We start from the raw sequence: 26,214 nt of genomic DNA on the forward strand, positions 1-26,214 counted from the left end.
TTTCGTTGCGGCAAGCGGGTTATCCAAGAGCGCGCGCAACGGCGCTTTTGGCATGCAGGGCCGTCGTATCGTAAACGGGGAGAGGGCTGTCATCGTCAGAGATGAGAAGTCCCAGTTCCGTGCAGCCAAGGATAATTGCGTCTGCGCCGCGCGCGCCGAGGCGGTCGATGGCCTCGATATAGATGCTGCGAGAGGCATCGTTGACGATGCCGCGGCAAAGTTCGTTGTAAATAATGCCGTCCAGATTGGTCCGGTCGACCTCGGGCACGATGGTGTCGAGCCCGCGCTGGCGCAGCCGGTCCTTGTAGAAATCCATTTCCATGGTGAACCGCGTGCCCAGCAGTCCGACGGTTTGCGCGCCGTCTTCGATCAATGAGTCGGCGGTGGGGTCAGCGATGTGCAGGAAAGGGACGGTCGTTGCTGCTTCGATGCTTGGCGCGACGATATGCATGGTGTTGGTGGTCAGCACCAGCATTTCGGCACCCGCGGTCTCGAGCCGCCGGCCGGAAGCCGCGAGGCGTTCGCCGGCCCGTGCCCAATCTCCTTGGGCTTGAAGCGCTTCTATCTCGGCGAAGTCCAGGGAGTCCAAAAGGATGGGCGCGGAATGCAGTCCACCGCGCCGCCTTGCGGTTTCCCGGTTGATGAGCGCATAGTATTGAGCCGTGGATTCCCAGCTCATGCCGCCGATCAACCCGATCGTCTTCATGCCTTGCGCGCCCGAAGCTCGTCCGGAACATGCGCAAAGGCCTCCACGACCTCGAGATATGCGGGGCGCTTGAAAGGGACGATGATTTCGGGAACCTGGTCGAACGCCTCCCAGCGCCAGTCATCGAACTCGGGGTCGATCCCCGGATTGTCGTGGAGCAGGGTAATCTCGCTTTCCTCGCCCTCGAACAGGAACGCGAACCATTGCTGACGCTGGCCGCGATATTTTCCCTTTAGCGCGATGCCCAGAACCTCGTCGGGCAGGTCGTAATAGATCCAGTCCGGCGCCTGGGCGAGAAGGCGTATCGTGCGGATGCCCGTTTCCTCGTAGAGCTCGCGATAGGCGGCGGACAGAGCGTCCTCACCGGCATCGATGCCGCCCTGGGGCATCTGCCAAGGAGCGTCAACTTCCGAGGTGTCGGGACCGGGTGTGAGAATGCGTCGGGCGAGGAATGCCTGCCCGCGATCATTGAAAAGCGCGATTCCCACGCAGTCGCGATAGGGCAGTTCTGCGCGGTTCGGCGCCTTACTCATTGTGTTGTCTCCGTGCCGGAAAGGGCACTCACCGGGACGAGAAGATACTGTTCCTGATCGAGCGCGGCGGCCCAGTCGGCCAGGGTGCGGATCGATACCGGAAGGGCCGACAAAATGCCGATGGCGTTACCCCGTTCGTCGGCGGTCGTCTTGAGGTTGTCGAGTTCTGCGAGAATGGATGCCTGGGAGGGATTTGTGTCGATAAAGCGGTCCACCCGCGCGAAGGGCACTGCGTTCTGACGGGCCAGTTGTGGAGCGAGAGAGCGGTTGGAACTGCCATCGTCGAGATAGGCAAGACCGCGCATGCCAAGTTCTTCCATAATGGGTGAGAAATCGACCGCCGAGGCTGTAAAGCGCGCGCCCATATGGTTGATGACGCCGGTATAGCCGGTCATGCGCGTCAAAAGCCAATAGAGCTTTTCGAGGTTGTCGCGGGTCGGCTGCTCGACGAGAAGCGTATGTGGACCGGGGTCGTTCTGGGGATAATCGAACGGTTCGAGCGGAATTTCCAGCATGATTTCATGACCGTCGGCCCGCGCCATATCGGTCAGTGCTTCGAGATTGCCTCCATAGGGCGCAAAGGCCAGCGTTACGGTGCCGGGAAGTGCATTGATGGCTTCGCGGGTTGTGGGGTCGCTCAACCCGAGCCCCGAGATGACGACCGCGATAAGCTTGCGACCGCCGGCGGCCTGGGGAGAGACCGAGGGACGGGAATAGGCCTCATAGGGTTTGAGGCCCGAACTGCTGACCCGGGGAAGGGGGCCGTTCTCGGTCATCTCGAACAAATCCTGCCCGAGGTCGCTTGCCGGGTCCCCGGCCAAATCGGGTGCCGGTGCGGTTTCGCCGAGCGTAATGATCGAAGGGCCATCGGTCCGAGCCGGGCTGATGGCATTCGGCGCCGGCTCGGACGCGACCTGTTCGGCGACCGGATTGGGTTCGGGCTCGAGGCTGACAGGCGCATCGGCCACCGGGCGGCCCCCTTGAGGGTCATCGACCAATATGATCCACGCCCCGATGCCCAGGCCGGCAAGCCCCACCAGAGCCGCACTTATCCGACCCCATGGAAGCCCCAGCCATCGGCTGGCATGGGTGCGGCGTTTCCGGCCGAGCGGTCTGCTCAACTCGTCGGTCATGGTGCGGCTGGTCCCCAAGCTCGCAATGTGTTTCCACCGTTTCAGACTTTTGCCCGCAAGAGGCGTGTCATCCGGGCTGGCCCGCGAATCGGGCCAGCATAGGGTCAAATCGAGCTATAGCACAGGCTATTGGGATTCAGTCACCTCGACGGCTTGGGACTCTTGCTGTGCGATGACCGCGTCGGGATTGGGCGGGAAGGCAGGGTCTTCGGCTTCGCCCAAAATGAGATCGATGGCATATTGGAGCTGGTTGTCCTCGGAACGTTCTGCGGGAACGTAAACCGATGATCCAACGGTCGCTTCCTCCTCGGCCTCACCGGAAATATGTCCTGCCAGGCCAGCCTCGCCGATCAAGAGATCGCGGCCCTGGAATTCTTCCGGCACATCCTGGAGAACTTCGATATCCGGTGTGATCCCCAGCGCCTGGATGGAGCGATTGTTGGGCGTGTAGTAGCGGGCCGTGGTGAGCCGCATGGCGCCGTCGAAACCGAGCGGGATGATCGACTGTACCGACCCCTTGCCGAACGAGCGTGTGCCAACCAGCGTCGCGCGCCCCTGATCCTGCAGGGCTCCGGCGACGATTTCGGCAGCCGAAGCCGACCCGCCGTTGATGAGCACGATAATCGGCACCTCGGCCAGCATGGCGTCGATTTCGTCGGGGCTGGCGTCGTAGCGCGAATTCTGGTTGGGGATGCGGCCGCGGGTCAGAACCACCGAACCTTGCGAGAGGAAGGCATCGGCCACGAATTGGGCCTGATCGACAAGGCCGCCAGGATTGTTGCGTAGATCGAGAATGATGCCCTGCGGTGCTTCGCCATCATTTTCCTCGAAAATTTCCTGGATCGCATCGGTCAGCCCGCTATAGGCCTGCCCCGAGAACCGCGACAGGCGGATCAGTGGAACGTCGCGTTCCATGCTCCAGCGAACCGCGGAAACGGATATGATATCGCGCGTGAGCGTCAGTTCTATGAGCTGTTCCGCGCCCTCGCGGGATATCACAACATCGACGTCGGTGCCCACCTCGCCGCGCATCAGCTCAACGGCATCGTCCAGAGTCATGCCCATGACCTGCTGCCCATCGATTTCAACGACATAATCGTTGGCAAGAATGCCGGCGCGCGAGGCGGGACTGTCGTCATAGGGGGTGACGACCTTGACCAAACCCTCTTCCATGGTGACCTCAATGCCCAGTCCGCCGAACGTGCCCGAGGTATCCTCGCGCACATCGGCAAAGCTTTCGGGGGAAAGATAAGCCGAGTGCGGGTCGAGCGAGGTCAGCATGCCCTGGATGGCGGCGCGGATCAGTTCGGTCTCATCGGGCGCCTCGATATATTCGTCCCGAATGCGGTCGAGGACCAGACCGAACAATTCGAGCTGGCGATAGAGCTCTTCCTGTTCGAGTTGGGTTTGATCGTTCTGGGCGGACACCGGCCCCACGCTCGCGGCGATCGCCAGCATGACGATCAGAACCCGCTTGAATACCAACGCCATCAGCTCGTTCCACTTTCCTGTTGTTGGGTCTGGGCTGTCCACCAGCCCTCGGGGTCTATGGGAATGCCACCTTCCCGAAGTTCAATATACAGTGCCGGACCGGAAGCTCCAGCGCCGGCTTCCAGGTTCGGCGCGGCGCCCATGGTTCCGATCGGGCTGCCCATCTGGACGAAGGCACCCGGCTCTGCCGTCACCGTATCGAGCCCGGCCAGAACGACAAGGTAATTCTGGCCTGCATTGAGAATGACGATTTGGCCGTAATTGAGGAACGGGCCGGAATGAACCACCCATCCATCGGCGGGCGCTGAAACCGTGGCGCCGCCGGCTGTCGAGATCGTTATGCCTTTGGATTGACCGCCATATCCGTCAGCGGCGCCATAGGTGGTGAGTGTCGTACCTGCAACGGGAGCGCTAAGGTAACCCCTTGCAGCTTCAAGGGGAACCGCCGGTTCGGTGCGGGCGGTATCGGCAAAGGCCAGGCGGAGCGTTTCGGGGTCGAGGGTCGGCACGGTCTGGCCGGAATCGGCGGCCCGGGTGGCTTCATCGGCGGCCGTCATGGCGGCGATGCGGCCTTCCAGCCCGGCGATCAATTGTTCGAGAGACGTCGCGCGATCGGCCAGTGCCTGGGCTTCGGCTTCCTCGCGCAGCAAGTCATCGCTCAACCACTCGAGCCCCTGACTGCGCGCTTCGATGATGGTTGCGATGCGCAGACGTTCCTCATTGAGCGTTGTGAGGTTGGCATTGAGTCGCTCGGATTCGGCGAGCGCGGTCTGTTTGAGCGCGATCAGCTCGTTGAGGCTCTCGGTAACCGTTTCGGCCCGTTCCTGCAATTGAGGCAATACCGCGCCGAGCAACATGGCGGCACGGGCCGACCCCAATGCATCCGACGGATCGACGATGATCGCGGGGGGAGGGTGGGCCGAAATGCGCTGGAGGGACGCCAGAAGGTTGGAGATCGAGCGGTCATGACCATCGAGACGGGCACGAACCGATTGCTCGGACGCAAACAGCGCTTCGAGCCGTTCTTCAATCAGCCTGATGTCCTCATCAGCCAGATCGACCCGTTGTCCCGCCGCGATCAATTCGGCGCCCAACTGGGTGGCATCGCCATCAAGCGCTTCGATTTCGGCCCGGATCGCTTCGATGCGCTCGGCGCTGAGATCGATCTCGCCGCGGACATTTTCGAGATCGCCCTGGACCGACCGGGTCGTTTGCTCAAGCTCCTGGGCTGGAACGTCTTCGAGGGCCGGGATTTGGTCTTCTTGAGCGTGGGAGATGGCCGTGGGTTGGACGAGCGCTAGTCCCGAGGCCGCAATGGCGGCCAGCAAAATAGGCAAAGAGGGCTTCAGGAAAGGTCCCACAGACAGGCTCAAACCGGCAAACTCCGAATCAGCCCGGACCATAGCAGAGACGGCGCCATCAATCGCCCCGGTGGTAGGGATGGCCGGACAAAATTGTCGTTGCGCGATAGAGCTGCTCGGCGGCCATGATGCGCACGAGCTGGTGCGGCCAGGTCATTGCGGAAAATGAGATTACCAGGTCGGCCGTATCGCGGAGTTCTTTCGCTAGGCCGTCGGCTCCACCCACGACAAGGACGAGAGCTGGCTTGCCCGTGTCGCGCCAATCGGCAATGCGGGTCGCGAAATCGGCGCTTGGCAATGACTTGCCGCGTTCATCGAGGGTGATGACAGCGCTTTTCTCCGGAATGGCGGCGCGAATGGCGCGGGCTTCTTCCGCCTTGCGCGCGTCCGGGCTCGAAGCGCGGGATTCGCCAAGCTCGATAACGGAGAAATCGGCAAGCCCGAGTGGCCTGCCGCTGGCGGTGGCGCGGCCGAGATAACGCGCCACAAGTTCCCGTTCGGGTCCGGCTTTCATTCGCCCGACCGCGACGATCAAAACACGCATGCGAACCGTTAGGCTCTGCTAGTGCGCATCGGTCCCGAAATCCGCGGCCCACATCTTTTCGATGTTGTAGAACTCGCGAACTTCAGGGCGGAAAATGTGTACGATCACATCGGATGCATCGACCAGAACCCAGTCGGCGGACGGAAGTCCCTCAATCCGGGGTTTGTCGTAGCCGTTTTCCTTGAGCGCCTGGACCAGTTGGTCGGCGACAGCGGCGACATGGCGGTTGGAACGCCCGGACGTCACGACCATATGGTCGGCCAGCGAGGATTTTCCGGTGATGTCGATGGAGATCGTTTCTTCGGCCTTTGCATCGTCAAGCGATGCGAGGATCAGGTCGAGAACGGGGACCTGGGGAACGGCCTTGGTTGCGGCATCGCCCGATACCGACTTGCTGGGCGTGGGAGCCATCAAGCGTGGTCCTCCACCCTTTGGGGCATATGTTGGGTCATCAAGCCTTTTCGGTTTCCTTGTGTCAGCTTGTCGATAAACGCATGCAGCGCGTCGTGCGTTGCACGGGACCAATATGCGTGCGCCACGGCACTTTGCCAAGGGCACATGCTGTCGTTATCGATCATGGATTAATGTCGTTAATGAGACGGTAACCAAATGTCAGGAGTGCTGATCCTTCGCTGCGCCATTGCGCAGCTGGGTCGATGACAGGGTGCTCATCAAGCCATGGAGGAACACCCAGGACGGGGGCCGGGCCGTTGCGAGCAGCGGGGCATCGCTTTCATCAAGGCGCGATTGGGCAAACCGCAAGGCCGCCTTCGAGAACGGCGCGCGGCGGGTGGAACCGGGTCTGACATAGATCGCGATGGGCACCAGGGCAAAAATATCCTCCCAGCGCTCCCAGCGATGAAAGCTCGAAAGCGAGTCAGCCCCCATGATCCAGACGAATCGCCGGTCGGGGAGGGCGCGGGTCAGGTATTCGAGGGTCTGGTAGGTGTAGGTAAAGCCGTGGGCGGCTTCAAAACCGGTGACACGGATGGCGGGGTGATCGACGAGGGCGCGTGCCGCGCTCACGCGATCCTGAAGAGGCGCGAGTTCGGTGCGGTCCTTGAGCGGATTGCCCGGCGTCACAAGCCACCACAGAGCGTCGAGGCCGAGCCGCTTGAGGCTTTCGCGCGACACGAGGCGATGCCCGTCATGGGGCGGATTGAAGCTGCCGCCGAACAGCCCGATGCGCATGCCGGGCGCCGAGGGGGGCAGGTCGGTCATGCCGGGAACAACAAGGCGATTGGTCAAGGACGGGTCTGCCCGGTGCCGCGAACGAGGTATTTAAAGCTCGTCAATTGTTCAACGCCCACCGGACCGCGCGCATGCATCTTGCCGGTGGCTATGCCGATCTCGCCGCCAAACCCGAATTCGCCGCCATCGGCGAATTGGGTCGAGGCATTGTGCATCAGGATCGCTGAGTCGATTTCGTTGAAGAACTTTTCGACCGCCCCGGCATCCTGGGCAATGATCGCCTCGGTGTGATGGGAGGAATAGTGCCCGATATGGGCGATGGCCTCGTTCACATCGGCAACGATTTTCACCGAAATGATCGCGTCCTCATATTCGGTGCGCCAATCGTCTTCGGTCGCGGGCCTTGCGGTGGCAATCATATCGCGCACGGTCTCGTCGCCGCGGATTTCGCAGCCCTTTTCGATCAGTGCATCGATGATTGGCCTGAGGTGGGTGGGCACGATATCCTTGTGGACCAGCAGCGTCTCGGCTGCGCCGCAGATGCCGGTGCGGCGCATCTTGGCGTTGGCGATAACGCTGACGGCGATATCAAGATCGGCGCTTTTATCGACATAGACGTGAACCAGGCCCTCGAGATGGGCAAAGACCGGCACGCGAGCTTCGGTCTGCACCCGGCTCACAAGCCCCTTGCCGCCACGCGGCACGATGACATCTATCGTGCCATTGAGGCCCTTGAGCATTTCGCCGACGGCGGCCCTGTCGGTGGTCGGCACGATCTGGATCGCGTCCTGTGGCAGGCCGGCGGCCTTGAGGCCCTCGACAAGGCAGGCATGGATTGCGCGCGAGGAGTGAAAACTGTCCGAACCCCCGCGCAGGATCACAGCATTGCCGGCCTTGAGGCACAGCGCCCCGGCGTCGGCGGTCACGTTGGGCCGGGATTCGAAGATCACGCCGATTACCCCAAGCGGAGTGCGCACGCGGGAGATGTCGAGGCCATTGGGGCGATGCCAGTTGGCAATGATTGTCCCCACGGGATCGGGCAGGCCGGCCACCGTTTCGAGCGCCGAGATGATGCCATCGAGGCGGGCATCGTCGAGCAGCAGGCGGTCTAAAAACGCCGCGCTCATGCCGCCCGATTTCGCCGTTTCGAGATCGGTCGCGTTGGCGGCGAGGATTTTCGCGCGGTTGGCGTCGATCGCCTTGGCGGCGGCGCGCAGTGCTGCTGTCTTTTTCTCGCTCGGGGTGTGGGCGAGGACGGACGCCGCCTTGCGCGCCCGGCGTCCGAGGTCGTCCATGGTCGCTGTAAGCGTCTCGGTCTGGGGTATGGCTGCGCTCAAGATTGCCTCCCGGTTGTTCTACTGGCCCAAAAGCACGAGATTGTCGCGGTGCACAAGTTCGGTGCGGGTCGAAGGCCCGAGCATGTCCTTTATCGTCTCGCTTTTCTTGCCGATCACAAGGTCCGCCGCGTCGCGGTCGAGCCCGACGAGCCCGCGAGCGATCTCGCGGTCGGCCAGGTCGCGCACCGCAACCACGTCGCCGCGCACGAAATCGCCGCGCAGTTTAACGACGCCGATGGGCAGCAGCGAACGGCCCGATTTCAGCGCCCGCACCGCGCCATCATCGATGGTGATCTGCCCGGTCACTTCGAGCGTTCCCATGATCCAGCGCTTGCGCGCGGCGGTGGCGTTGGTGGCGGGGGCAAAAAGCGTGTGGCGGCCGCCTGCGGTGAGTGATTGCAACGGGCTCAAGCCTGTTCCCAGCGCAATGATCATTGCGGTCCCGGCACTGGCGGCGATCTTGCCCGCGCCGAGCTTGGTGGTCATGCCGCCACGCGAGAGGTGGCTTGCGGCGCCGCCGGCCATGGCCTCGATCTGGGGGGTGATTTCGGCCACAAGCGGAATATGGACGGCATCGGGGTTCTGCGCGGGGGGTGCGGTATAAAGCCCGTCGATATCGGAGAGCAGGACCAGCATATCGGCTTCGATCATCGTGGCGACGCGGGCGGACAGCCGGTCGTTGTCGCCATAGCGGATCTCGAAGGTCGCCACCGAATCGTTTTCATTGATGATCGGGACGGCCCCCAGTCCCAAAAGCGTGTTGACCGTGGTGCGGGCATTGAGGAAATAGCGCCGCTCCTCGGTGATATTGGGGGTCAGCAAAATCTGGCCGGTGGTGATGCCGTGTTGGCCCAAATGGCTGGCCCAGGCCTGGGACAGGGCAATCTGTCCCGCGCTGGCCGCCGCCTGGCTCTGATCGAGCGGCAGGACCTTGCCGGCCAGGCCCAGAATGCGGCGGCCCAGCGCGATGGCGCCCGAGGACACGATCACCACATCGCGCCCTTCGGCCTTGAGCGCGGCGATGTCGCTGGCCAGGGCCGCGAGCCATTCGGTGCGCAACTTGCCCGATTTATCATCGACAAGCAGAGCCGAGCCGATCTTGATGACCAGCCGCTTGTGTCCGGCCAAAGGATTTTGCGTTTCAACCGCCCGAGGTAGCATCAGGGGACCCATTTGTCCTTGAGTTCGGTTCGCGACGAGCGCGCCTCGTTCTCCTTGTTGTGGTCGAGCACGCCAAGCACCGCATAGAGCACGGCGTCCACGTTCTTTCCGGTCGCGCCCGAAATGGCGAGCACGTCGTCGCCCGATGCCTCTTTCAGGGCGCTCAGGCGCTCAGCGAGCGTATCCTCGTCCAAAGCGTCGATCTTGTTGAGGCAGAGAATTTCTTCCTTGCCGATCAGCCCGCCACCATAGGCTTCGAGTTCGGCGCGGATCGTTTTGTAAGCGCCGACCACATCGTCCTTGGTGCCGTCCACCAGATGGATCAGGACGCCGCACCGTTCAACATGGCCCAAAAACCGATCGCCAAGGCCGGCGCCTTCGGAGGCCCCCTCGATCAGGCCGGGGATGTCGGCGAGCACGAATTCGCGCGCCCCGGCGCGAACGACGCCGAGCCCGGGGTGCAGGGTGGTGAATGGATAATCCGCAATCTTTGGCTTTGCCGCGGTCAACGCCGAGAGGAATGTGGACTTTCCGGCATTGGGAAGACCGACCAGCCCGGCATCGGCGATCAGCTTGAGCCGAAGCCATATCCAGCGCTCTTCACCGGGCAGGCCGGGATTGGCGCGACGCGGGGCCTGATTGGTTGAGGTCTTGAAGTGCGCGTTGCCAAATCCGCCATTACCGCCCTCGAGCAGGGTCTGGCGCTGTCCGACTTCGGTGAAGTCGGCAATCAGGGTTTCCCCGTCTTCTTCGAAAATCTGGGTGCCGACCGGCACCTTGAGCACGACATCGGCGCCATCGGCCCCGGTGCGGTCCTGGCCCATGCCGTGATTGCCGGTTCCGGCCTTGAAATGCTGCTGGTAGCGATAGTCGATGAGCGTGTTGAGTCCGTCGACGCATTGAACGATCACATCGCCGCCGCGCCCGCCATTGCCGCCATTGGGGCCGCCGAATTCGACGAATTTCTCGCGCCGGAAGGCGATCGAGCCGGCGCCGCCATTGCCCGAGCGGATATAGACCTTGGCCTGGTCGAGAAATTTCATAGCGTCTCAAGCGCCTTTTCGAAGGCGTCCCGTGTCAGTTCGGTTTCGATATGGTCGATGTCGGTGTTCTGGGCAATACAGATTCGCTTGCCGATGCCGGTCTGGACAAAGCCCAGCTTGTTCTGGATGGCGAGCGAGGCCGCATTGAAATGGAAGACTCCCGACACCATGCGATTGGCGCCGGTGGTGGAAAAATACCAGCTTATGACGGCCCGTGTGGCCTCCGTCATATAGCCCCTGCCCCAATAGGGCTCTCCCAGCCAATAGCCGATTTCGGCATCGCGGCCCTCCTTGTGCATGCCGCAAAACCCCATCAGCCCGTGGCGGGGATCGCAGATGGCAAAGGTGATCGAGTCCGGGGACCATTCCTTTTTCTGGCGCATCAGCCAGTCGACCGCCATGTTGATGGTGTAGGGGTAGGGCACGCGGGCCAGATTTTTTGTCACCTCGAAATTGTTGAGCAGTGAAGCAATTCGGGGCGCGTCCCGCAGCCGGGGGCGGCGCAGGATCAATCTTTGCGTTACGATTTCGGGCTGCTGGACCATCGTCAGGACGTTCCTGCCGCAAGGGGCAGCTCGTAGGTTGACACCGGAACGTCCTTGTGGGGGCCGCTAGCGGAGACCGTTTCCCCGACAAATCTGAATTCGAGCTTTTCGAGGATGGCGCGCGAGGCGGCGTTTTCGCTTCGTGCCTTGGCCCGCACCATGGCGCAACGGCCCGTGGCGAGGGCGGCCCCGATCAGCGCGCCGACGGCTTCGGTCGCATAGCCCCGGCCCCAATGGGGTTCACCGAGCCAATATCCGATTTCGGGGTCGGCGCCGGGATTGAGGTGCAGACCCACCATGCCGATCAGGTCATCGTCCGGCAGCACAATGGCGTAGGCGTGCTCGCTTTCGCTCCGGGCGAAGCTTTCGACAAATGCCTGGGCATCCTTTTCGCCGTAAGGATAGGGCAGGGTGGTCATTGCGTGGATCTTGCGATTGTTGGCGAGCGCGGCAATGGCCGGGATATCGGCGTGGCAGGGCGCGCGCAGCACCACGCGCTCGGACTTTACCCGATCCGGCATTGCACTCCTAAGCGCTTGGGTGTCCATCACTTTGCCCCGGCAACGAAAAAGGGGAGCCATCGACCGGCTCCCCTGATCCATATTCGATCTGGCCACCGGGGAGAAGGTCTCCGGCAGCCCAACAAGTCTGCCGAATTATTCAGCAGCCTTGAGTGGCTCGACCGAAACGAAGCTCTTGCCGCCCGACTTGGTGGCGAAGGTCACCTTTCCATCGACGAGGGCGAAAATCGTGTGGTCCTTGCCCAGGCCCACATTGGTGCCCGGATGCCACTTGGTGCCGCGCTGGCGCACGATGATGTTGCCGGCGATAACGGCTTCGCCGCCGAACTTCTTGACGCCGAGGCGGCGGCCGGCTGTATCGCGACCGTTGCGGGATGAGCCGCCTGCTTTCTTATGTGCCATGGTTCAAAATCCTCGAATTTGTCTGTGTCGCGATTACTGGTCGGCCTTGGCGCGCGGGGGCTTGCCGGCGATCAGTTCCTTGGCCTGGTCGACCCATTCGTCGCGCTCGATGCGGCCCTTGAAGTCGAGCTCTTCGTCGAACTTGGCGACGTCAGCCTTGGTCCACTTGGCGATCTGGGTCAGGCTGGTGATACCGGCCGCGGCGAGCTTTTTCTCAAGCGCGGGACCGACGCCGCCGATCAGCTTGACGTCATCCTTGAAGTCGGCTGTGGGCGCTGCCTCGGTCTTTTCAGCCTTGGCCGGCTTGGCTTCGGCGGGCTTGTCTTCGGTCTTGGCCGTCTCGGTCTTTGCAGCCTTTTTGGGCGCAGCGGCCTTCTTGCCGGAGGGCTTTGCGCCGCCGGTCAGAATTTCGGTGATACGGACCAGGGTCAGTTCCTGGCGGTGGCCGTTCTTGCGGCGGTAGCCCTGGCGGCGCTTCTTTTTGAAGACGATGACCTTCTTGTCGCGGAACTGCTCGACGACTTCGCCGGCAACCAGCGCGCCATCGACGAGCGGGGCGCCAAGGGTGACATCGGCACCGGCGCCAACCATCAGCACGTTTTCGAAGGTGATGGCGTCACCGGCTTCGCCGGCGAGCTTTTCGACGCGGACCAGATCATTGGCAGCAACTTTGTACTGCTTGCCACCGGTCTTGATGACTGCAAACATATCTTTCGACCGGATTTACACCCGGTTCCCTTGGTTTTCGCACCTTACGGCGCCGCGGATAATGCCCGTTTCCGCGGTCTTTGTGCTGGCCGAAACCTATGTTCGGCGGGCGGCCTGTGGCAGCGTATTTGAACAAAACAAATGGCGCACGGGCAGGGCCCATGCGCATTGCGTGCCGCTTATCGGTGCAAATGGCCCCGGAGTCAAGGCCCGGCCCGCGACTGGCTGGCGTTCAATACCAGTCCCGCTCGACGATTTCGGTCTTTGAGCCCACCGGCAGCAGGGCGGTCAGATCGGCGGGCTCATTGCCCGGCTTGTCGAAGGGGAAGCGATAGTGGAAGGGATAGACGTAGCGCGGGGCGGTTTTTTCGATGCAGGTCACGACCTGGTCGGGGGTCATTGTATAGGGCAGGTTCATGGGGAAGAACGCGATATCGATGTCGCCCAGATCGTCCATTTCCGGGGTCGGTTCGGTGTCGGATGCAAGATAGACCACGGTGCCCGCGAACTCGAAGAGATAGCCGTTGCCAACGCCCTTTTCGTGGTATTTCCGACGGTCGGGCGTGGTGTTGTACATCGCCACGGCGCGGATGGGGATGTCGTGCCACCGGACTTCGTCGCCATTGGCCATCAGCGTCGTGCGGTCGAGGAGGTCTTTGGGCAGTTGATCGTAAACAATTTTCGGGGCGATGATTTCGGTGTCGTCGCCCAGGACGGCGCTTAGTGTTTCAAGATCGAGATGATCGCCGTGATGGTGGGTGAGAATGACCAGTGTCGGTTCAGGCAAACCGGCAAAGCGGGCCGTATCGCCCACGGGGTCGCAATAGATGGTCTCTCCGGCCCATTCCATGACCAAGGTTGCGTGATGGATCGGGGTTATGGCCAGCGGACCGGCGGCGGTCTCATATGTATCGCGATCATTCATTGGTCTCTCCCGTTTCCGTGTGTCTGGCAAAAATCGTCCGACCGGTAGCGCGCTATAGTCTGGGGGCGATGGAGTTCGGTCCACGTTTCGAACGACCATGGCGGTGCCTCGCGGGGCACCGGCTTTGACGGGAAATAGCTTTGAGCCCCAAGAGTTCCGCCCCGCGCCTCCACGGTGATCGCGCCGCGCCGGTACTCGTCGCCCTCAAAATCGTCGAGCCGCTTCATGTCGCGCCCGTCGAGACCGACAATGACAAATCCATGTGCCCATTGGTCGGCGCGAATGAGCGCGGGGTAAAATCTGTCGGGATAGTAGACGGTGCGCCATCCGCGGGCCCGGGCTTCAAACAGATCACCCTGTGGCACGATATGGTCGAGCACGCCCTCGAGAATTTCCCGGTCGCGCAACGTGCCATAGACAAAAAGGGCAAGATCGATCCTGTTCATGCGGAGATGGTCTATCAGGGTTGGCGGCAATTCAAAACAAGGTGTTGCGGGGCGTCGAACCCTATGCCATATAGCGCCCACCCAACGACCCAAGCGGCGAGCGTTTGCCGCGACACCAAGACGGAGAGGTGCCGGAGTGGTCGAACGGGGCGGTCTCGAAAACCGTTGAGCGCGCGAGCGTTCCGAGGGTTCGAATCCCTCCCTCTCCGCCATTGTTTTACTCACGGCAGTTTCGCTTTGCTCAACGCCTCGGCGGGGGCGGCCCTTGGGCTGGTCGCGCCGTCCGCTTTTCGCTTGCGCGGCCCTTCGGGTCTTCGAATCGCGGGTTTGATCTAAGTCCTTGTTTTGTCGCGCGTCCGAACCGCAAAACCGTTTCCACTTTTGCTGGACGCGCCCTAGAATGGCGGATCGAAAAGGGAGCGGGCATGAGTCTTATCGGATTTGAAGGGCAGGCGCCCGAGATCGCGCGGGATGCGGGCTATGTGGCGCCCTCGGCGATGCTGATCGGCAAGGTGCGGCTCGAAGACGGGGCGAGCGTATGGTTCGGGGCGGTGCTGCGCGGCGACAATGAATGGATCGGCGTGGGCCGCAATTCCAATGTGCAGGACAATGCGGTGCTGCACACCGATATGGGCTATCCGCTGACCATCGGGGAAGGGTGCACGATCGGGCATCTGGCGTGTCTTCATGGCTGTACCATTGGCGATGGGAGCCTTATCGGGATGGGCGCGACGGTGCTCAATGGAGCCAGAATCGGGCGCAATTGCCTGATCGGGGCCAAGGCGTTGGTTCCCGAAGGCATGGAAATCCCCGACGGATCGATGGTTCTTGGCATGCCGGGGCGTATTGTGCGGCCTCTTTCGGACGAGGAGATCGGCCGATTGCGCGCGGGGGCCACAGCCTATGTCGAAAAATCGGCGCGCTACAGGGACAGTGCCGTTTTCCTCAAATGAACGGGCAACACAACCCCGATTGACTCTCGGTTCATTCTGAGTCCAAATAGAACAAAATAGGAACATTGAGCCATGAACAAAGCTCGCCAGATTGGTGCGCTGCGGCAGGCTCTGGCCAGTCTCGATTCCTTCGGCGAGGCCGGGCGGCATGGCGTCTTTACCCTGGGCGCCGGCCCGGTCGATGCTGCTTTGGGGGGCGGGCTGGCGCGGGGCGCCGTGCATGAAATCTATCCGGCCCAGGCCTTCGACATCGCGGCCGCTGCAGGGTTTGCCGCGGGGCTGTGCCTGCGGGCCGTGCCCGATGCGCCATTGCTCTGGATACGGCACAGGCGCAGCGAGATCGAGACGGGCGCGCTCTATGCCCAGGGTTTTGCCGAAATGGGCGTGGCGGTGGATCGGCTCGTCATGGTGCATGTTGACGATTTTGCCGATGGCCTGCGGGCAAGCCTTGAAGGGTTGCGGTGTGCGGGGCTGGGCGGGGTGATTTTCGAAAGCTGGGGCAATTCGAAACATCTCGATCTTACCGCCAGCCGCAGATTGTCGCTGGCGGCGCAGGACAGCGGCGCCACGGGGCTGCTTTTGCGGGTGAAGGCCGGGCCCGAACCGAGCGCTGCGGCAACGCGTTGGCAGGTGGAGGCGGCTCCCTCCTCCGATCTTCTCGGCCTGCCCGGCCGGCCGGCGCTTCGTGCGCGCCTGCTTCGCCAGAAAAGCGGGCCGTCCGGCTGGTGCTGGAATTTGGAATGGAACCATGAAACCCTTGGATTTGCACAAACCCAGGCGCTATCTGGCGCTGTGGCTGCCCCTTATGGTGACCGACCGGCTGGTTCGTCAGGCGGTTCGGGCTGGGCGGAAGCGATTTGACCATCCCCTTGTGGTCGTTGCCCGCAAGGGCAATATCCTGGCGCTGGTGGGGGCCGATGCCAATGCCCGCCGGCAGGGTCTGCGGCCCGGTCTCGCCTTTGCCGATGCAAAGGCAAGGGTGCCCCAGCTCGAAGTCGTCGAGCATGACGAGACGGCCGATGCCGAGCTTTTGGAAAGGCTCGCCGATTGGTGCGATCGCTACAGCCCGCTCATCGCCACCGAGCCGCCCGATTCTATCGTGTGCGACATTACCGGGGTCTCCCATCTGTTCGGTGGAGAGGCGGGGCTGGTTGGAGACATGCAAGCCCGTTTGAAAGCCCAGGGCTTTGCAACCCGCATCGGTGTTGCCGGAACGGCGCGCGCGGCACGGGCGCTGGCCCGGTTCGGCGGGGGCGGGATCGTTGAGCCCGGGGCCGAGGCGCAGGCCCTGGCCGGTCTGCCGGTCGAAGCGCTCGAAGCGGGGGAAAAAACCGATATGGGCCTGCGCCGGGCCGGCCTTACCCTGATAACCGATCTTGCCGCCCGTCCCAGAAAGCCGCTCGCTGCGCGGTTCGGGGGCGAGATGACGGCGATCCTTGCCCAAATCCTGGGCGAGATCGACCGGCCGATCACCCCGCGCCGTCCCCTGCCGGACTTTGCGGCCGAGCAGCGCTTTGCCGATCCCATCGGGCTCATGGACGATATCGTTGCATCCCTGGCAAGCCTGTCGCAAGACCTCTGCAAAAGTCTGGACCGTCACGGACAGGGCGGGCGGTGTTTCGAGGCCGCCTTCTTTCGCGCCGACGGCAAGGTCACCCGCATCGAACTGCTTTCGGGGCAGGCGCTCAAGGAGGCTGGCGTTATCACCCGGCTTTTGGAAATGCGGCTGGAAGCGCTGGCCGACCCGCTCGATCCGGGTTTCGGGTTCGACATGATCCGGCTTTCGGTGCTGGCGGGAGACGATATGGATGCGGTACAGGGCGGGCTCGATGGCAAGGCCATTGCCTCGATCGAAGTGCGCGATCTGATCGACAGGCTTTCGGCGCGGTTCGGGGCGGGGTCGGTGCAGCGGTTCGTTGCCAGGGACAGCCATCTGCCCGAACGCGCGGCGCGCGCCGTCCCGGCGATCTCGGATGAAACCCCGAGCGGGGCATGGCGGCAGGCGGGACCGTTCGGCGTTCCGGTCCGTCCGCTGTTTCTCTTTTACCCCGCCCCCGCCATCGAGGTGATCGCCGAAGTTCCCCATGGGCCACCGCGCCGGTTTTTGTGGCGGCGGGCCTGGTTCGATATCGTTTCGGCCGAAGGCCCCGAACGCATATCGCCCGAATGGTGGCGCAAAACCAGCGACAGGCGGGCCCGCGATTATTTCCGCGTCGAGGACGCGGCCGGACACCGGTTCTGGGTGTTCCGGTATGGGTTTTACGGTTCCGAGGCCGAGCCGGTCCGCTGGTATCTGCATGGGGTGTTCCCATGAGCTTTTATGCTGAACTGGCCGCGGCCACCAATTTTTCCTTCCTGCGCGGCGCTTCGCACGCCCAGGACATGGTGTTGTCCGCATTGCTGCTCGGCCATAAGGGGCTGGGCATTGCCGACCGCAATTCGGTGGCCGGGGTGGTGCGGGCCTTCGGGACGCTGGAAGATTTGCGCAAGGGGATAAAGCCTGTCGAAAAACTGCGCGAAGGATCGGGGCCGGGGGAATATGTGCTGGTCGACCGCCACCCCGAACTCGACCTGCCCTTTACGCTCGATGAGCTTCAGGCGCGGGCGCAATCGTTCAAGCTGGCGGTGGGCGCGCGGCTGGTCTTTGCCGACGGAACGCCCGATATCATCGCCTATCCCCAGGATCTGGAGGGATGGGGGCGGTTGTGCCGGCTTTTGACGCGCGGCAACCTCAAGGCCAAGAAGGGAGAGTGCCTGCTCGGCTTTCCCGACCTTTTGTTTTCGGCGACGGGGTTGAGCCTTGTCATCATGGCGTCGGACGATTTCGCGACGCTCGATGCCATCCTGCCCCAGCTCACCAGGGCCGCGCCGGAATCGGTGTGGCTGGGGGCGGCGATGACCTATCGCGGGGACGATGCGCGGCGGCTGATCCGGCTCAACGGGATCGGGCAGGCGCATGGCGTGCCGCTGATCGCCACCAATGACGTGCTGTACCACTGTGCCGCGCAGCGCGACCTGCACGATATCCTGGCCTGCATCCGCGAAGGGGTGACCATCGAGAACGCCGGGACGCTGCTTGAAGTCAATGCCGAACGGCATCTGAAACCGCCGCACGAAATGGAGCGGCTGTTTCGCAATTTTCCCCAGGCGATGGCCGAGACCGAACGGCTTTTGCAGACCATCGATTTTTCCCTCGACCAGTTGCGCTATCAGTACCCGCAAGAACCCGTGCCGCCGGAATGGCAGCCGCAGGACTATCTGGAACACCTCACCTGGAGCCGGGCGGAACGGCGCTATCCCGACGGCATTCCCGACAAGGTCAGGAAACTGATCGTGGGTGAACTCGCCCTGATCGCCGAGCTTGAATACGCCACCTATTTCCTCACCATCTTCGACATCGTGCAGGTGGCGCAGGATAAGGGAATTTTGTGCCAGGGGCGCGGATCGGCGGCCAATTCGGCTGTGTGCTTCGTTTTAGGGATCACGGCGGTCGATCCCAATGAGCATCAATTGCTGTTCGCCCGCTTTTTGTCGCGCGATCGCGGCGAGCCGCCCGATATCGACGTCGATTTCGAGCATGAGCGGCGCGAGGAGATCATCCAGCATATCTACAATACCTATGGCCGCGAAAGGGCGGGGATCGCGGCGACGGTGATCAGCTATCGCCCGCGCTCGGCCATCCGCGAGGTGGGCAAGGCGCTGGGGCTGACCGAGGACATCACCTCGCGGATCGCCTCGACGGTGTGGGGGAGCTGGAGCGGGGATGGGTTGCCCGAAAAGCATATCGCGGAGGCCGGGCTCGACCCCAAAAACCCCAATATCGTGCGCGCGGTCAAACTGGCGACAAGGCTTCTGGGCTTTCCGCGCCATCTTTCCCAGCATGTGGGCGGGTTCATCCTCACCCAGAACCGGCTCGATACCTATGTGCCCATCGCCAATGCCGCGATGGAGGACCGGACCTTCATTGAATGGGACAAGGACGATATCGACCGGGTGGGCATGCTCAAGGTCGATATTCTGGGCCTGGGCATGCTCACCTGCATCCGCAAGGCGTTCGACCTGATCGACAAGCATTACGGCAGGAAACTGGGGCTGGCCGATATCAAGGCCACCGATGATGACGCCGAGGGCGTCTTCGACATGCTGTGCGAGGGCGATTCCATCGGCGTGTTCCAGGTGGAAAGCCGGGCGCAGATCAACATGCTGCCCAGGCTGCGACCGCGAAAATTCTACGATCTGGTCATCCAGGTGGCCATCGTGCGGCCCGGCCCGATCCAGGGAGACATGGTCCACCCCTATCTGCGGCGGCGAAACGGGGAAGAGGAGGATGTTTATCCTGAACCCGGTCCGCCGCACGACAAGGATGAATTGCGCAATGTCCTGAAACGGACTTTGGGCGTTCCCCTGTTTCAGGAGCAGGCGATGCAGATCGCCATGGTGGCGGCCGAGTTCACCGATACCGAGGCCAACGGATTGCGCAAGGCGATGGCCACTTTCCGCCACAACGGGACGATCGGCCGGTTTGAGACCCTGATGGTCACCCGCATGATCGCCCGCGGCTACAAGCCCGAATTTGCCCAGAGATGTTTTAACCAAATCAAGGGGTTCGGCGATTACGGTTTTCCCGAGAGCCACGCGGCGAGCTTTGCCAAGCTCGTTTACGTCTCGGCCTGGATCAAGAAATACTATCCCGACGTTTTCGCCTGCGCGCTGCTCAATTCCCAGCCCATGGGGTTTTACGCCCCGGCCCAGATCGTGCGCGATGCGCGCGAGCACGGGGTGGAGGTGCGGCCGGTCGATGCCAATTGCAGCACCCATGACAATGGGCTCGAAGATGCGCCGGACCCCTATTGCGCGCTGCGCATCGGGTTCCGTCAGATCGACGGGTTCAAGAAGGACTGGAGCGAGAAGCTGGTGGCGCGGCGGGAGAAAAATTATACCTCGATCGAGGATCTCTGGCAGCGCGCCGGCGTGCCGGTGCGGGCGCTGACGCTTCTGGCCGATGCGGACGCGATGGGCACTATCGGGCTTGATCGGCGCGAGGCGGCCTGGCGTATAAGGCGCCTGCCACAGGACGATCCGCTCCCCCTGTTCGCCGCTGCCGAAGGCCGGGAGCTTGGGGAAGAAGACGATATGGGCCTGCCGGAAATGGCGCTGTCAGAGCATGTGATCGCCGATTACCAGACCGCCCGGCTCTCGCTCAAGGCCCATCCAATGGTGTTTCTGCGCGAGCGGTTCGCCACCGAGGGCGTGATCAGTTGCCTAGGGCTCGACGCCGTGCCCGATGGCAGGCTGGTCAAGGTCGCGGGGATCGTTCTGGTGCGGCAAAGGCCGGGCAAGGGCAATGCGATTTTCATGACCATCGAGGATGAAACCGGCATTGCCAACGGGCTGATGTGGGCTTCCCGGTTCAAAAACTACCGGCGTCAGATCATGGCGGCGCGCCTCGCGGTGATCGAGGGGCAGGTGCAAAAGAGCAAGGAGGGGGTGATCCATGTGATCGCCAGCGCCGTCCACGATCGGTCCGATCTGCTCGATTCCCTGGCCAGTGCCCACCGCGCAAACCCGCAATTGACACGGGCCGACGAGGCGACCCATCCGGTGCCGCAGCGGCTGCACGGCCATCCGCGCAACAGGCGCGTCGTGCCCAAATCGCGCGATTTCCACTGATTGGTGTGGCATGGCGATGGCAGCCCGGTTAAAGCTGCGACCAACATTACGGGAGCAAGCGCGATGGCAAGGGTGGCGGGATCGATCGATGGGCAGGCGGTTCATGAGGTGGTGCTGACCTCTCAAACCGGCGTTCGGATTTCCATTCTCACCTATGGCGCGCTGATCCGCGATTGGCGCGTGCCGGTCGGCTCAACCATGCGGCCGGTGGTGCTGGGGTTCGACGATATCGCGCTCTATGGTGACCACAGCCCCTATTTCGGGGCCATCGCCGGACGGGTCGCAAACCGGATCGGCAACGCCCGGTTTACGCTCGATGGCTTATCTTACGACCTGCCCGCCAATGAGGGGCCCAATCAGCTGCATGGCGGGCCCGAGGGCATCGCGCGGCAAATCTGGCAGATTGCCCAGGAGAGCGAAAACAGCGTCAGGCTGACGCTGTTCAGCCCCGATGGCGCCATGGGTTATCCCGGCAATCTCGACATCGCCGTCACCTACACGCTGACCGGCAACCGGCTGGAGGTCGATTTTGCCGCCGAAACCGACAAGCCGACCCCGGTCAATATCGTCCAGCACAATTATTTCAACCTGATGGGGACCGGCGATGTCCTCGACCACCGGCTTTGCGTGCCCTCGGGCGCTCATGTCGAACTCGGGGTCGGCCAGATTCCCACGGGGGCCATTCTGCCGACCGGGGGCACCGATCTCGATTTTCGCCAGAAGCGCAGCCTGCGCAGGACGGACGGGGAGGGCCAGAAGGTGGACAATTGCCTCGTCCTCGACACGGCCCGCGACCGGTCCGAGCCTGCGGCGATTGTCCAAGCGCCCGATGGTTCGCTGACCCTGCGGCTCTATACTGACCAGCCCGGCATGCAGGTCTATAATGGCTGGAAGCTCGAGGTTCCGGTGCCGGGTCTCGATGGGGCGCATTACAAGGCTTTTGGCGGGCTCTGCCTTGAAGACCAGAACTTCCCCGACGCCATCAACAATCCGCATTTCCCGTCATCTGTGGTGACACCGGATGCGGGCTACCGGCACTGGTGCGCGATCGAGATTGGGTAGATCGGTCGCTGCCGACCCTATCCCCGATCCGACGTGCCGCTTTCCTAGAGCGCTTCCAGGATAAGTGGGCACCACTTATCCGGTTCGGAAGCGCGACAAAACAAGGACTTAGAGCCCTTCAGCTCTTTACGGAATCGCCGTTCTCTTTCTGCGCTTCCCCGGCGAAAGCCGGGGTCCATGAGAGTTGCGTCAAGCGCCGGCGCCTCGGCTCACGCTGCTGGGCCCCGGCTTTCGCCGGGGCAGCGACGGAAGGGACTCAAAATGGCTCCGGTACAACCTGCAATGCTTTAGAGCAATTGGAGCGATTCGAAGAAGCGCTGAAATGCTCTAGCGGCCCCCAATAGGCTTGAGCCAGAATGCGCGGCGAATGCGATTGATCTTGTCGGCCTGCCCGGCATTCCGGCTCGCCGAGCGCAGCCCTTCCCGGATAAAGACGGCGATCAGTGTCACAAAGCCCACGCCCAGAATGATCAGAATCGCACGCATGAGCAACCCCCGCGAACGCGGACTGTCGGGCAATGTGGGTTCCTGCACCACATGCTGGCTCGAAATGGAACCTTGCAGCGATTCTTGCAATTGAAAGACCTCTGCATGTCGGCGTTCGATATTGTCCACCAATGTAACGATGCTCTGGCCAAGTTCGCCCAGCGTGGCGCTGTTCAATGCCGTCCCGTTCTCCAGTTCTTCAGTCAGCCGGTTGAGCCGGCCCAGGCTTTCTTCGAGCTCAACGATGGCAGTCCTTGCCTGCTGGAGACGAATATCGAGCAGTTCGGCTTCCGTGGTGGTCGGGGTCGAGTTCGCAATCAGGGAATTGATGATGCGCTGCAAAAGATCTCGCGCTTCTTCGGGCGAATCGAAGCTGGTTCGTATCCTGTAAAGACCGGTATCGCCTTCGGCGCCGACCTCGAGGACGTTATCCACCAATTGCTGCCGGGCGCGGGAGAGAGAGCCCGCATACCCATCGAGATAGGTACTGTTCAAAATGGCGGGGTTGAGAACACGGGCGGACCTCAAAAGTGCCGCGTCAGTGGAATTCATTTGCACAAGGGCCTCGGAATCGTAAACGCGAGGCGTGGTGACCGAAAGAATACCGTAGGCGATCAGCCCGGCCAGCAAGGGGGCGATAACCAGAACCAACCAGTTTTCGGCAATGACCACGGCAATGTCGAGCAGGCTGATTTCGTCGGTCGGCGTCGTTTCGCTGTCGGTCATCGCAATTCGTTCTCAATTTAAACCGCCGCAGTTCTACGCAACCGGTCCCAACGGGGCAAGCACTATGATCAGGCTCGATTGGTCTCCCGGGATCGTTTCCCACTGAATCGCCATCAGTTCAGCTCGTTCCAAATGCAGTACATTTCGGGCACAGTTGCGATACAGTTGCGGGCGATAACACATCCTGCATTGCACCTGGCGGGCCAATGCAGTAAGGGCGGCGCTCACGCATCATGAGAGATATCCATGCGTCTTACGATCTTTGGAACCGGCTATGTCGGCCTTGTTACCGGAGCCTGTCTGGCCGATGTGGGCCACCAGGTGGTCTGCGTTGACGTGGACGCAGAAAAGATCGCGCGCCTCAAGGCGGGGGAAATTCCGATCCATGAGCCGGGGCTGGACGATGTCGTGCACCGCAATGTCGAGGCCGGCACGCTTGAATTTACCACCGATACCGCGCGGGCCGTGGCGCATGGCCAGGTGCAGTTCGTTGCTGTGGGCACGCCGCCCGACGAGAACGGCGCGGCCGATCTGCAATATGTCCTGGCCGTTGCCGAAACCATCGGCAAGGCCATGGACAGGCGCAAGATCGTTGTGGTCAAATCCACAGTGCCGGTCGGAACCAGCGACAGGGTGCGCGAAAGGCTGGCGCAGGTTCTGGCGGGCCGCAATTCGGCGCTCGACTTCGACGTGGTTTCCAACCCCGAATTCTTGAAGGAAGGCGCCGCGGTCAACGATTTTTTAAAGCCCGACCGCATCATCGTGGGAACGGCCACAGAGCATGCGCGCGCCGTGATGAAGGAGATTTACGAACCCTTCAACCGCAATCACGACCGGACGATCTATATGGATGTCCGCTCGGCCGAACTCACCAAATATGCCGCCAATGCCATGCTGGCGACCAAGATCAGCTTCATCAACGAGATCGCCAATCTCGCCGAACGGCTGGGGGCCGATATCGAAGAGGTGCGCCGGGGCATCGGGGCCGATCCGCGCATCGGATATCACTTCATCTATCCCGGGCTCGGCTATGGCGGTTCGTGCTTTCCCAAGGACGTGCAGGCGTTGGGCCGTACGGCGCGCGATATCGGCTATGACGCGCCGCTGATCGCTGCTGTCGAGGCCGTGAACAATCGCCAGAAAACCACGTTGTTTGATAAAATTGCCGGCCATTTCGGGGGCGTCGATGGCCTTAAAGGCAAGCGCATAGCGGTCTGGGGACTGGCCTTCAAACCCAATACCGACGATATGCGCGAAGCGCCGTCCCGCGTCCTGATCGAAGCGCTCTGGGCCGCTGGCGCAACCGTCGTGGCCTACGATCCGGTGGCCATGGACGAGACTGCGCGCATCTATGGCTCGCGCGATGACCTCATCCTCGCCAGGGACAAATACGCGGCCCTCGAAGGTGCCGACGCCCTGGCCATCTGCACCGAATGGCAGCAGTTTAGGGCCCCCGATTTCGATGAAATGGCCGACCGGCTGGCCACCAGATTGATTTTCGATGGCCGCAACATCTATGCCCCCGACCGGCTCAGCCGCGATGGCTGGACCTATATCAGCATGGGGCGCGCGCCGGCCTATCCGCAGCTCCAGGCCGTCGAGAACTTCTCGTGAAAATTCTCGTCACCGGCAGCGCCGGCTTCATTGGCTATCATGTGGCCCGGCGGCTGATCGAGCGCGGCGACAGCGTCGTGGGGTTCGATGTTGTCAACGATTACTACGATCCCGCGCTGAAAGAGGCCCGGCTGGCCGAGCTGTCCGCGCTTGGCGCCACCCAGGGGGCCGATTACAGCTTCATCCGCGCCGACCTTGCCGACCAGTCCGCCGTCGACGCCGCCTTTGCCGATCACGGTTTCGAGCGGGTCATTCACCTGGCCGCGCAGGCGGGTGTGCGCTACAGCATAGAGAACCCGCGCTCCTATGTGGCGTCAAATCTGGTGGGCTTCACCAATGTGCTCGAAGCGGCCCGGCATCATGGCGTGGGGCACCTGACTTATGCCTCGACCTCCTCGGTCTATGGCGCCAACACGAAAATGCCCTTTTCCGAACATGACGGTGCCAACCATCCGCTGCAGTTCTACGCCGCAACCAAGCGCGCGAACGAGTTGATGGCCCATTCCTATTCGCATCTGTTCGGCCTGCCGACCACGGGCCTGCGGTTTTTCACCGTCTATGGTCCCTGGGGACGCCCGGACATGGCGTTGTTCAAGTTCGCGCGCAACATTTTGGCGGGCGAGCCGATCGATGTGTTCAACCACGGCAACCACACGCGCGATTTCACCTATATCGACGATATCGTGGAAGGCGTGATCCGCGCGTCCGACGCCCCCGCGACGCCCGATGCCGACTGGAACCCGGCCCGGCCCGATCCGGCCAGCTCGAGCGCCCCCTGGCGCATTTTCAACATCGGCAATTCCGATCCGGTAAAACTTGCCGACTACATCGACGCCCTCGAAACCGCCCTGGGCAAAAAAGCCATCCGCAACCTGCTGCCCCTGCAGCCCGGCGACGTCCCCGACACCTATTCGAATACAACCGAACTCACCAAAGCCACCGGCTACGCACCGGCAACGCCAGTGAAGCTGGGCGTGGAGCGGTTCGTTGCGTGGTATCGGGGGCACTATGGCGTTTAGGCAAAAGCGCGACGCAGCGTTTTTCCAAAAGGTATTGTTTTTTGCTCCTTTCGGTGTGTCGAGGATGACCGGAGAGAAACGACGTTATCACCCATCCTCAGCAAAACCGGGGTGTTCCGCAGGGCGATTCTGACGCGGAAGAGGGGGTCGGAAAACCCTTCCATGAGGCGTTCGCTCAGCTGAGAAGTTCTCGATGTATGCCGATATTGTATTCTCCGGCACATGCGAAGCGGATTCTAAGTCAACGCCGCTCCGGGCCGCGCACATTAACCATCATGTAGCGTCGCGCTTGAGTCGAACGAAGCGTTAACCATGAAAACTATTGGCGCGTGACTTTCGAAATCATCTCGCCCATATAGGGACCATCGCGGCTTTTCAGTCGACCGCGCTGCCCAACAAGGGCGATCCCCGCCAGTGCTGCTAACGCTGACGAGGATCTGACCGACCAACCTTCGGTAGAAAGGCCAATCGGCTATGATTACCTATATCGCGACCCGCCGCATGCGGGAATCCCTTCCGGATTGTTTTGCACGCTCTCTCCGTCCCGTGCCCGAGCCTTTTGGCTCGCGCGCGCCTACGGCGCTTTCGATCGCCGCCTAGAGCTTCAGCAAACCCTATCTCATCCGACATGCCACGC

25 protein-coding genes and 1 tRNA gene are annotated in these 26,214 nt (G+C 62.2%); 8 read left to right on the forward strand and 18 right to left on the reverse strand.

What is annotated here, in order from left to right; translation table 11 throughout:
- Positions 1–19 precede the first annotated feature (19 nt).
- From ACP148_RS17555 to ACP148_RS17635, 17 genes are all read right to left on the reverse strand, one after another.
- The gene (locus ACP148_RS17555; protein ID WP_421952753.1) at positions 20–706 is read right to left on the reverse strand and encodes an aspartate/glutamate racemase family protein; all 687 of its coding nucleotides are present in this window, start codon (positions 704–706) and stop codon (positions 20–22) included.
- The gene (locus ACP148_RS17560) at positions 703–1,239 is read right to left on the reverse strand and encodes an RNA pyrophosphohydrolase (RefSeq protein WP_421952752.1); all 537 of its coding nucleotides are present in this window, start codon (positions 1,237–1,239) and stop codon (positions 703–705) included. Before ACP148_RS17560 ends, ACP148_RS17555 begins: the two co-directional genes overlap by 4 nt.
- On the reverse strand, positions 1,236–2,372 hold the full coding sequence (locus ACP148_RS17565) for a divergent polysaccharide deacetylase family protein (protein ID WP_421952751.1): 1,137 nt from the start codon (positions 2,370–2,372) through the stop codon (positions 1,236–1,238). The genes ACP148_RS17560 and ACP148_RS17565 overlap by 4 nt, the downstream gene beginning before the upstream one ends.
- A gap of 126 nt (positions 2,373–2,498) precedes the next feature.
- The gene (locus tag ACP148_RS17570) at positions 2,499–3,863 is read right to left on the reverse strand and encodes a S41 family peptidase (protein WP_421952750.1); all 1,365 of its coding nucleotides are present in this window, start codon (positions 3,861–3,863) and stop codon (positions 2,499–2,501) included.
- Positions 3,863–5,200, reverse strand: a complete 1,338-nt coding sequence (locus tag ACP148_RS17575) for a murein hydrolase activator EnvC family protein (protein WP_421952749.1) — start codon at positions 5,198–5,200, stop codon at positions 3,863–3,865. Before ACP148_RS17575 ends, ACP148_RS17570 begins: the two co-directional genes overlap by 1 nt.
- A gap of 82 nt (positions 5,201–5,282) precedes the next feature.
- A complete protein-coding gene (rlmH, locus tag ACP148_RS17580) occupies positions 5,283–5,768 on the reverse strand; it encodes a 23S rRNA (pseudouridine(1915)-N(3))-methyltransferase RlmH (protein ID WP_421952748.1) in 486 nt (161 codons plus the stop codon).
- 18 nt (positions 5,769–5,786) lie between these two features.
- Complete coding sequence (rsfS, locus tag ACP148_RS17585; RefSeq protein ID WP_421952747.1) at positions 5,787–6,179, reverse strand: ribosome silencing factor; 393 nt, start codon at positions 6,177–6,179, stop codon at positions 5,787–5,789.
- 201 nt (positions 6,180–6,380) lie between these two features.
- Complete coding sequence (locus ACP148_RS17590) at positions 6,381–7,016, reverse strand: nicotinate-nucleotide adenylyltransferase (protein ID WP_421952746.1); 636 nt, start codon at positions 7,014–7,016, stop codon at positions 6,381–6,383.
- Positions 7,013–8,254 (reverse strand): glutamate-5-semialdehyde dehydrogenase, encoded by a 1,242-nt coding sequence (locus ACP148_RS17595; RefSeq protein ID WP_421952812.1) that lies wholly within the window; start codon positions 8,252–8,254, stop codon positions 7,013–7,015. Before ACP148_RS17595 ends, ACP148_RS17590 begins: the two co-directional genes overlap by 4 nt.
- A 60-nt stretch (positions 8,255–8,314) precedes the next feature.
- Positions 8,315–9,469 (reverse strand): glutamate 5-kinase, encoded by a 1,155-nt coding sequence (gene proB, locus ACP148_RS17600; protein ID WP_425033601.1) that lies wholly within the window; start codon positions 9,467–9,469, stop codon positions 8,315–8,317.
- Positions 9,457–10,500: a GTPase ObgE gene (obgE, locus tag ACP148_RS17605; RefSeq protein ID WP_421952744.1), complete on the reverse strand. Its 1,044-nt coding sequence runs from the start codon at positions 10,498–10,500 to the stop codon at positions 9,457–9,459. The genes proB and obgE overlap by 13 nt, the downstream gene beginning before the upstream one ends.
- The gene (locus ACP148_RS17610; RefSeq protein ID WP_421952743.1) at positions 10,497–11,045 is read right to left on the reverse strand and encodes a GNAT family N-acetyltransferase; all 549 of its coding nucleotides are present in this window, start codon (positions 11,043–11,045) and stop codon (positions 10,497–10,499) included. The genes obgE and ACP148_RS17610 overlap by 4 nt, the downstream gene beginning before the upstream one ends.
- Before the next feature lie 2 nt (positions 11,046–11,047).
- Entirely contained in the window at positions 11,048–11,566 is a 519-nt protein-coding gene (locus ACP148_RS17615; protein ID WP_421952742.1) for a GNAT family N-acetyltransferase, read from the reverse strand.
- Positions 11,567–11,701: 135 nt separating this feature from the next.
- Positions 11,702–11,968, reverse strand: a complete 267-nt coding sequence (gene rpmA / locus ACP148_RS17620) for a 50S ribosomal protein L27 (RefSeq protein ID WP_014132296.1) — start codon at positions 11,966–11,968, stop codon at positions 11,702–11,704.
- A 33-nt stretch (positions 11,969–12,001) separates the two neighbouring features.
- On the reverse strand, positions 12,002–12,676 hold the full coding sequence (locus tag ACP148_RS17625) for a 50S ribosomal protein L21 (protein WP_421952741.1): 675 nt from the start codon (positions 12,674–12,676) through the stop codon (positions 12,002–12,004).
- A gap of 232 nt (positions 12,677–12,908) precedes the next feature.
- Complete coding sequence (locus tag ACP148_RS17630) at positions 12,909–13,601, reverse strand: MBL fold metallo-hydrolase (protein WP_421952740.1); 693 nt, start codon at positions 13,599–13,601, stop codon at positions 12,909–12,911.
- The gene (locus ACP148_RS17635; protein WP_421952739.1) at positions 13,598–14,047 is read right to left on the reverse strand and encodes a gamma-glutamylcyclotransferase family protein; all 450 of its coding nucleotides are present in this window, start codon (positions 14,045–14,047) and stop codon (positions 13,598–13,600) included. Before ACP148_RS17635 ends, ACP148_RS17630 begins: the two co-directional genes overlap by 4 nt.
- Before the next feature lie 122 nt (positions 14,048–14,169).
- On the opposite strand from ACP148_RS17635, the gene ACP148_RS17640 reads away from it, so the two are divergent.
- The 6 genes from ACP148_RS17640 (at position 14,170) to ACP148_RS17665 (ending at position 21,732) form a co-directional block, all read left to right on the forward strand.
- Positions 14,170–14,259 (forward strand) — tRNA-Ser (locus tag ACP148_RS17640).
- Positions 14,260–14,472: 213 nt separating this feature from the next.
- Positions 14,473–15,000 (forward strand): gamma carbonic anhydrase family protein, encoded by a 528-nt coding sequence (locus ACP148_RS17645; protein WP_421952738.1) that lies wholly within the window; start codon positions 14,473–14,475, stop codon positions 14,998–15,000.
- Between the two features lie 72 nt (positions 15,001–15,072).
- Entirely contained in the window at positions 15,073–15,861 is a 789-nt protein-coding gene (locus tag ACP148_RS17650; protein WP_421952737.1) for an ImuA family protein, read from the forward strand.
- Complete coding sequence (locus ACP148_RS17655) at positions 15,749–17,314, forward strand: Y-family DNA polymerase (protein ID WP_421952736.1); 1,566 nt, start codon at positions 15,749–15,751, stop codon at positions 17,312–17,314. Before ACP148_RS17650 ends, ACP148_RS17655 begins: the two co-directional genes overlap by 113 nt.
- Positions 17,311–20,670 carry an error-prone DNA polymerase gene (locus tag ACP148_RS17660; protein ID WP_421952735.1) on the forward strand — a complete coding sequence of 1,120 codons (3,360 nt, stop codon included), beginning with the start codon at positions 17,311–17,313 and terminating at the stop codon, positions 20,668–20,670. Before ACP148_RS17655 ends, ACP148_RS17660 begins: the two co-directional genes overlap by 4 nt.
- Positions 20,671–20,733: 63 nt before the next feature.
- Complete coding sequence (locus ACP148_RS17665) at positions 20,734–21,732, forward strand: aldose epimerase family protein (protein WP_421952734.1); 999 nt, start codon at positions 20,734–20,736, stop codon at positions 21,730–21,732.
- 327 nt (positions 21,733–22,059) lie between these two features.
- Here ACP148_RS17665 and ACP148_RS17670 read toward each other — a convergent pair whose 3' ends face one another.
- Positions 22,060–22,944, reverse strand: a complete 885-nt coding sequence (locus ACP148_RS17670; RefSeq protein ID WP_421952733.1) for a Wzz/FepE/Etk N-terminal domain-containing protein — start codon at positions 22,942–22,944, stop codon at positions 22,060–22,062.
- 246 nt (positions 22,945–23,190) lie between these two features.
- Between ACP148_RS17670 and ACP148_RS17675 the strand changes: the two genes are divergently transcribed.
- Both ACP148_RS17675 and ACP148_RS17680 read left to right on the forward strand, forming a co-directional pair.
- Positions 23,191–24,558: a UDP-glucose dehydrogenase family protein gene (locus ACP148_RS17675; RefSeq protein WP_421952732.1), complete on the forward strand. Its 1,368-nt coding sequence runs from the start codon at positions 23,191–23,193 to the stop codon at positions 24,556–24,558.
- A complete protein-coding gene (locus ACP148_RS17680; protein ID WP_421952731.1) occupies positions 24,555–25,577 on the forward strand; it encodes an NAD-dependent epimerase in 1,023 nt (340 codons plus the stop codon). The genes ACP148_RS17675 and ACP148_RS17680 overlap by 4 nt, the downstream gene beginning before the upstream one ends.
- Positions 25,578–26,214 lie beyond the last annotated feature (637 nt).

Source organism: Pelagibacterium sp. (genome assembly GCF_965249125.1).
GTDB lineage: Bacteria > Pseudomonadota > Alphaproteobacteria > Rhizobiales > Devosiaceae > Pelagibacterium.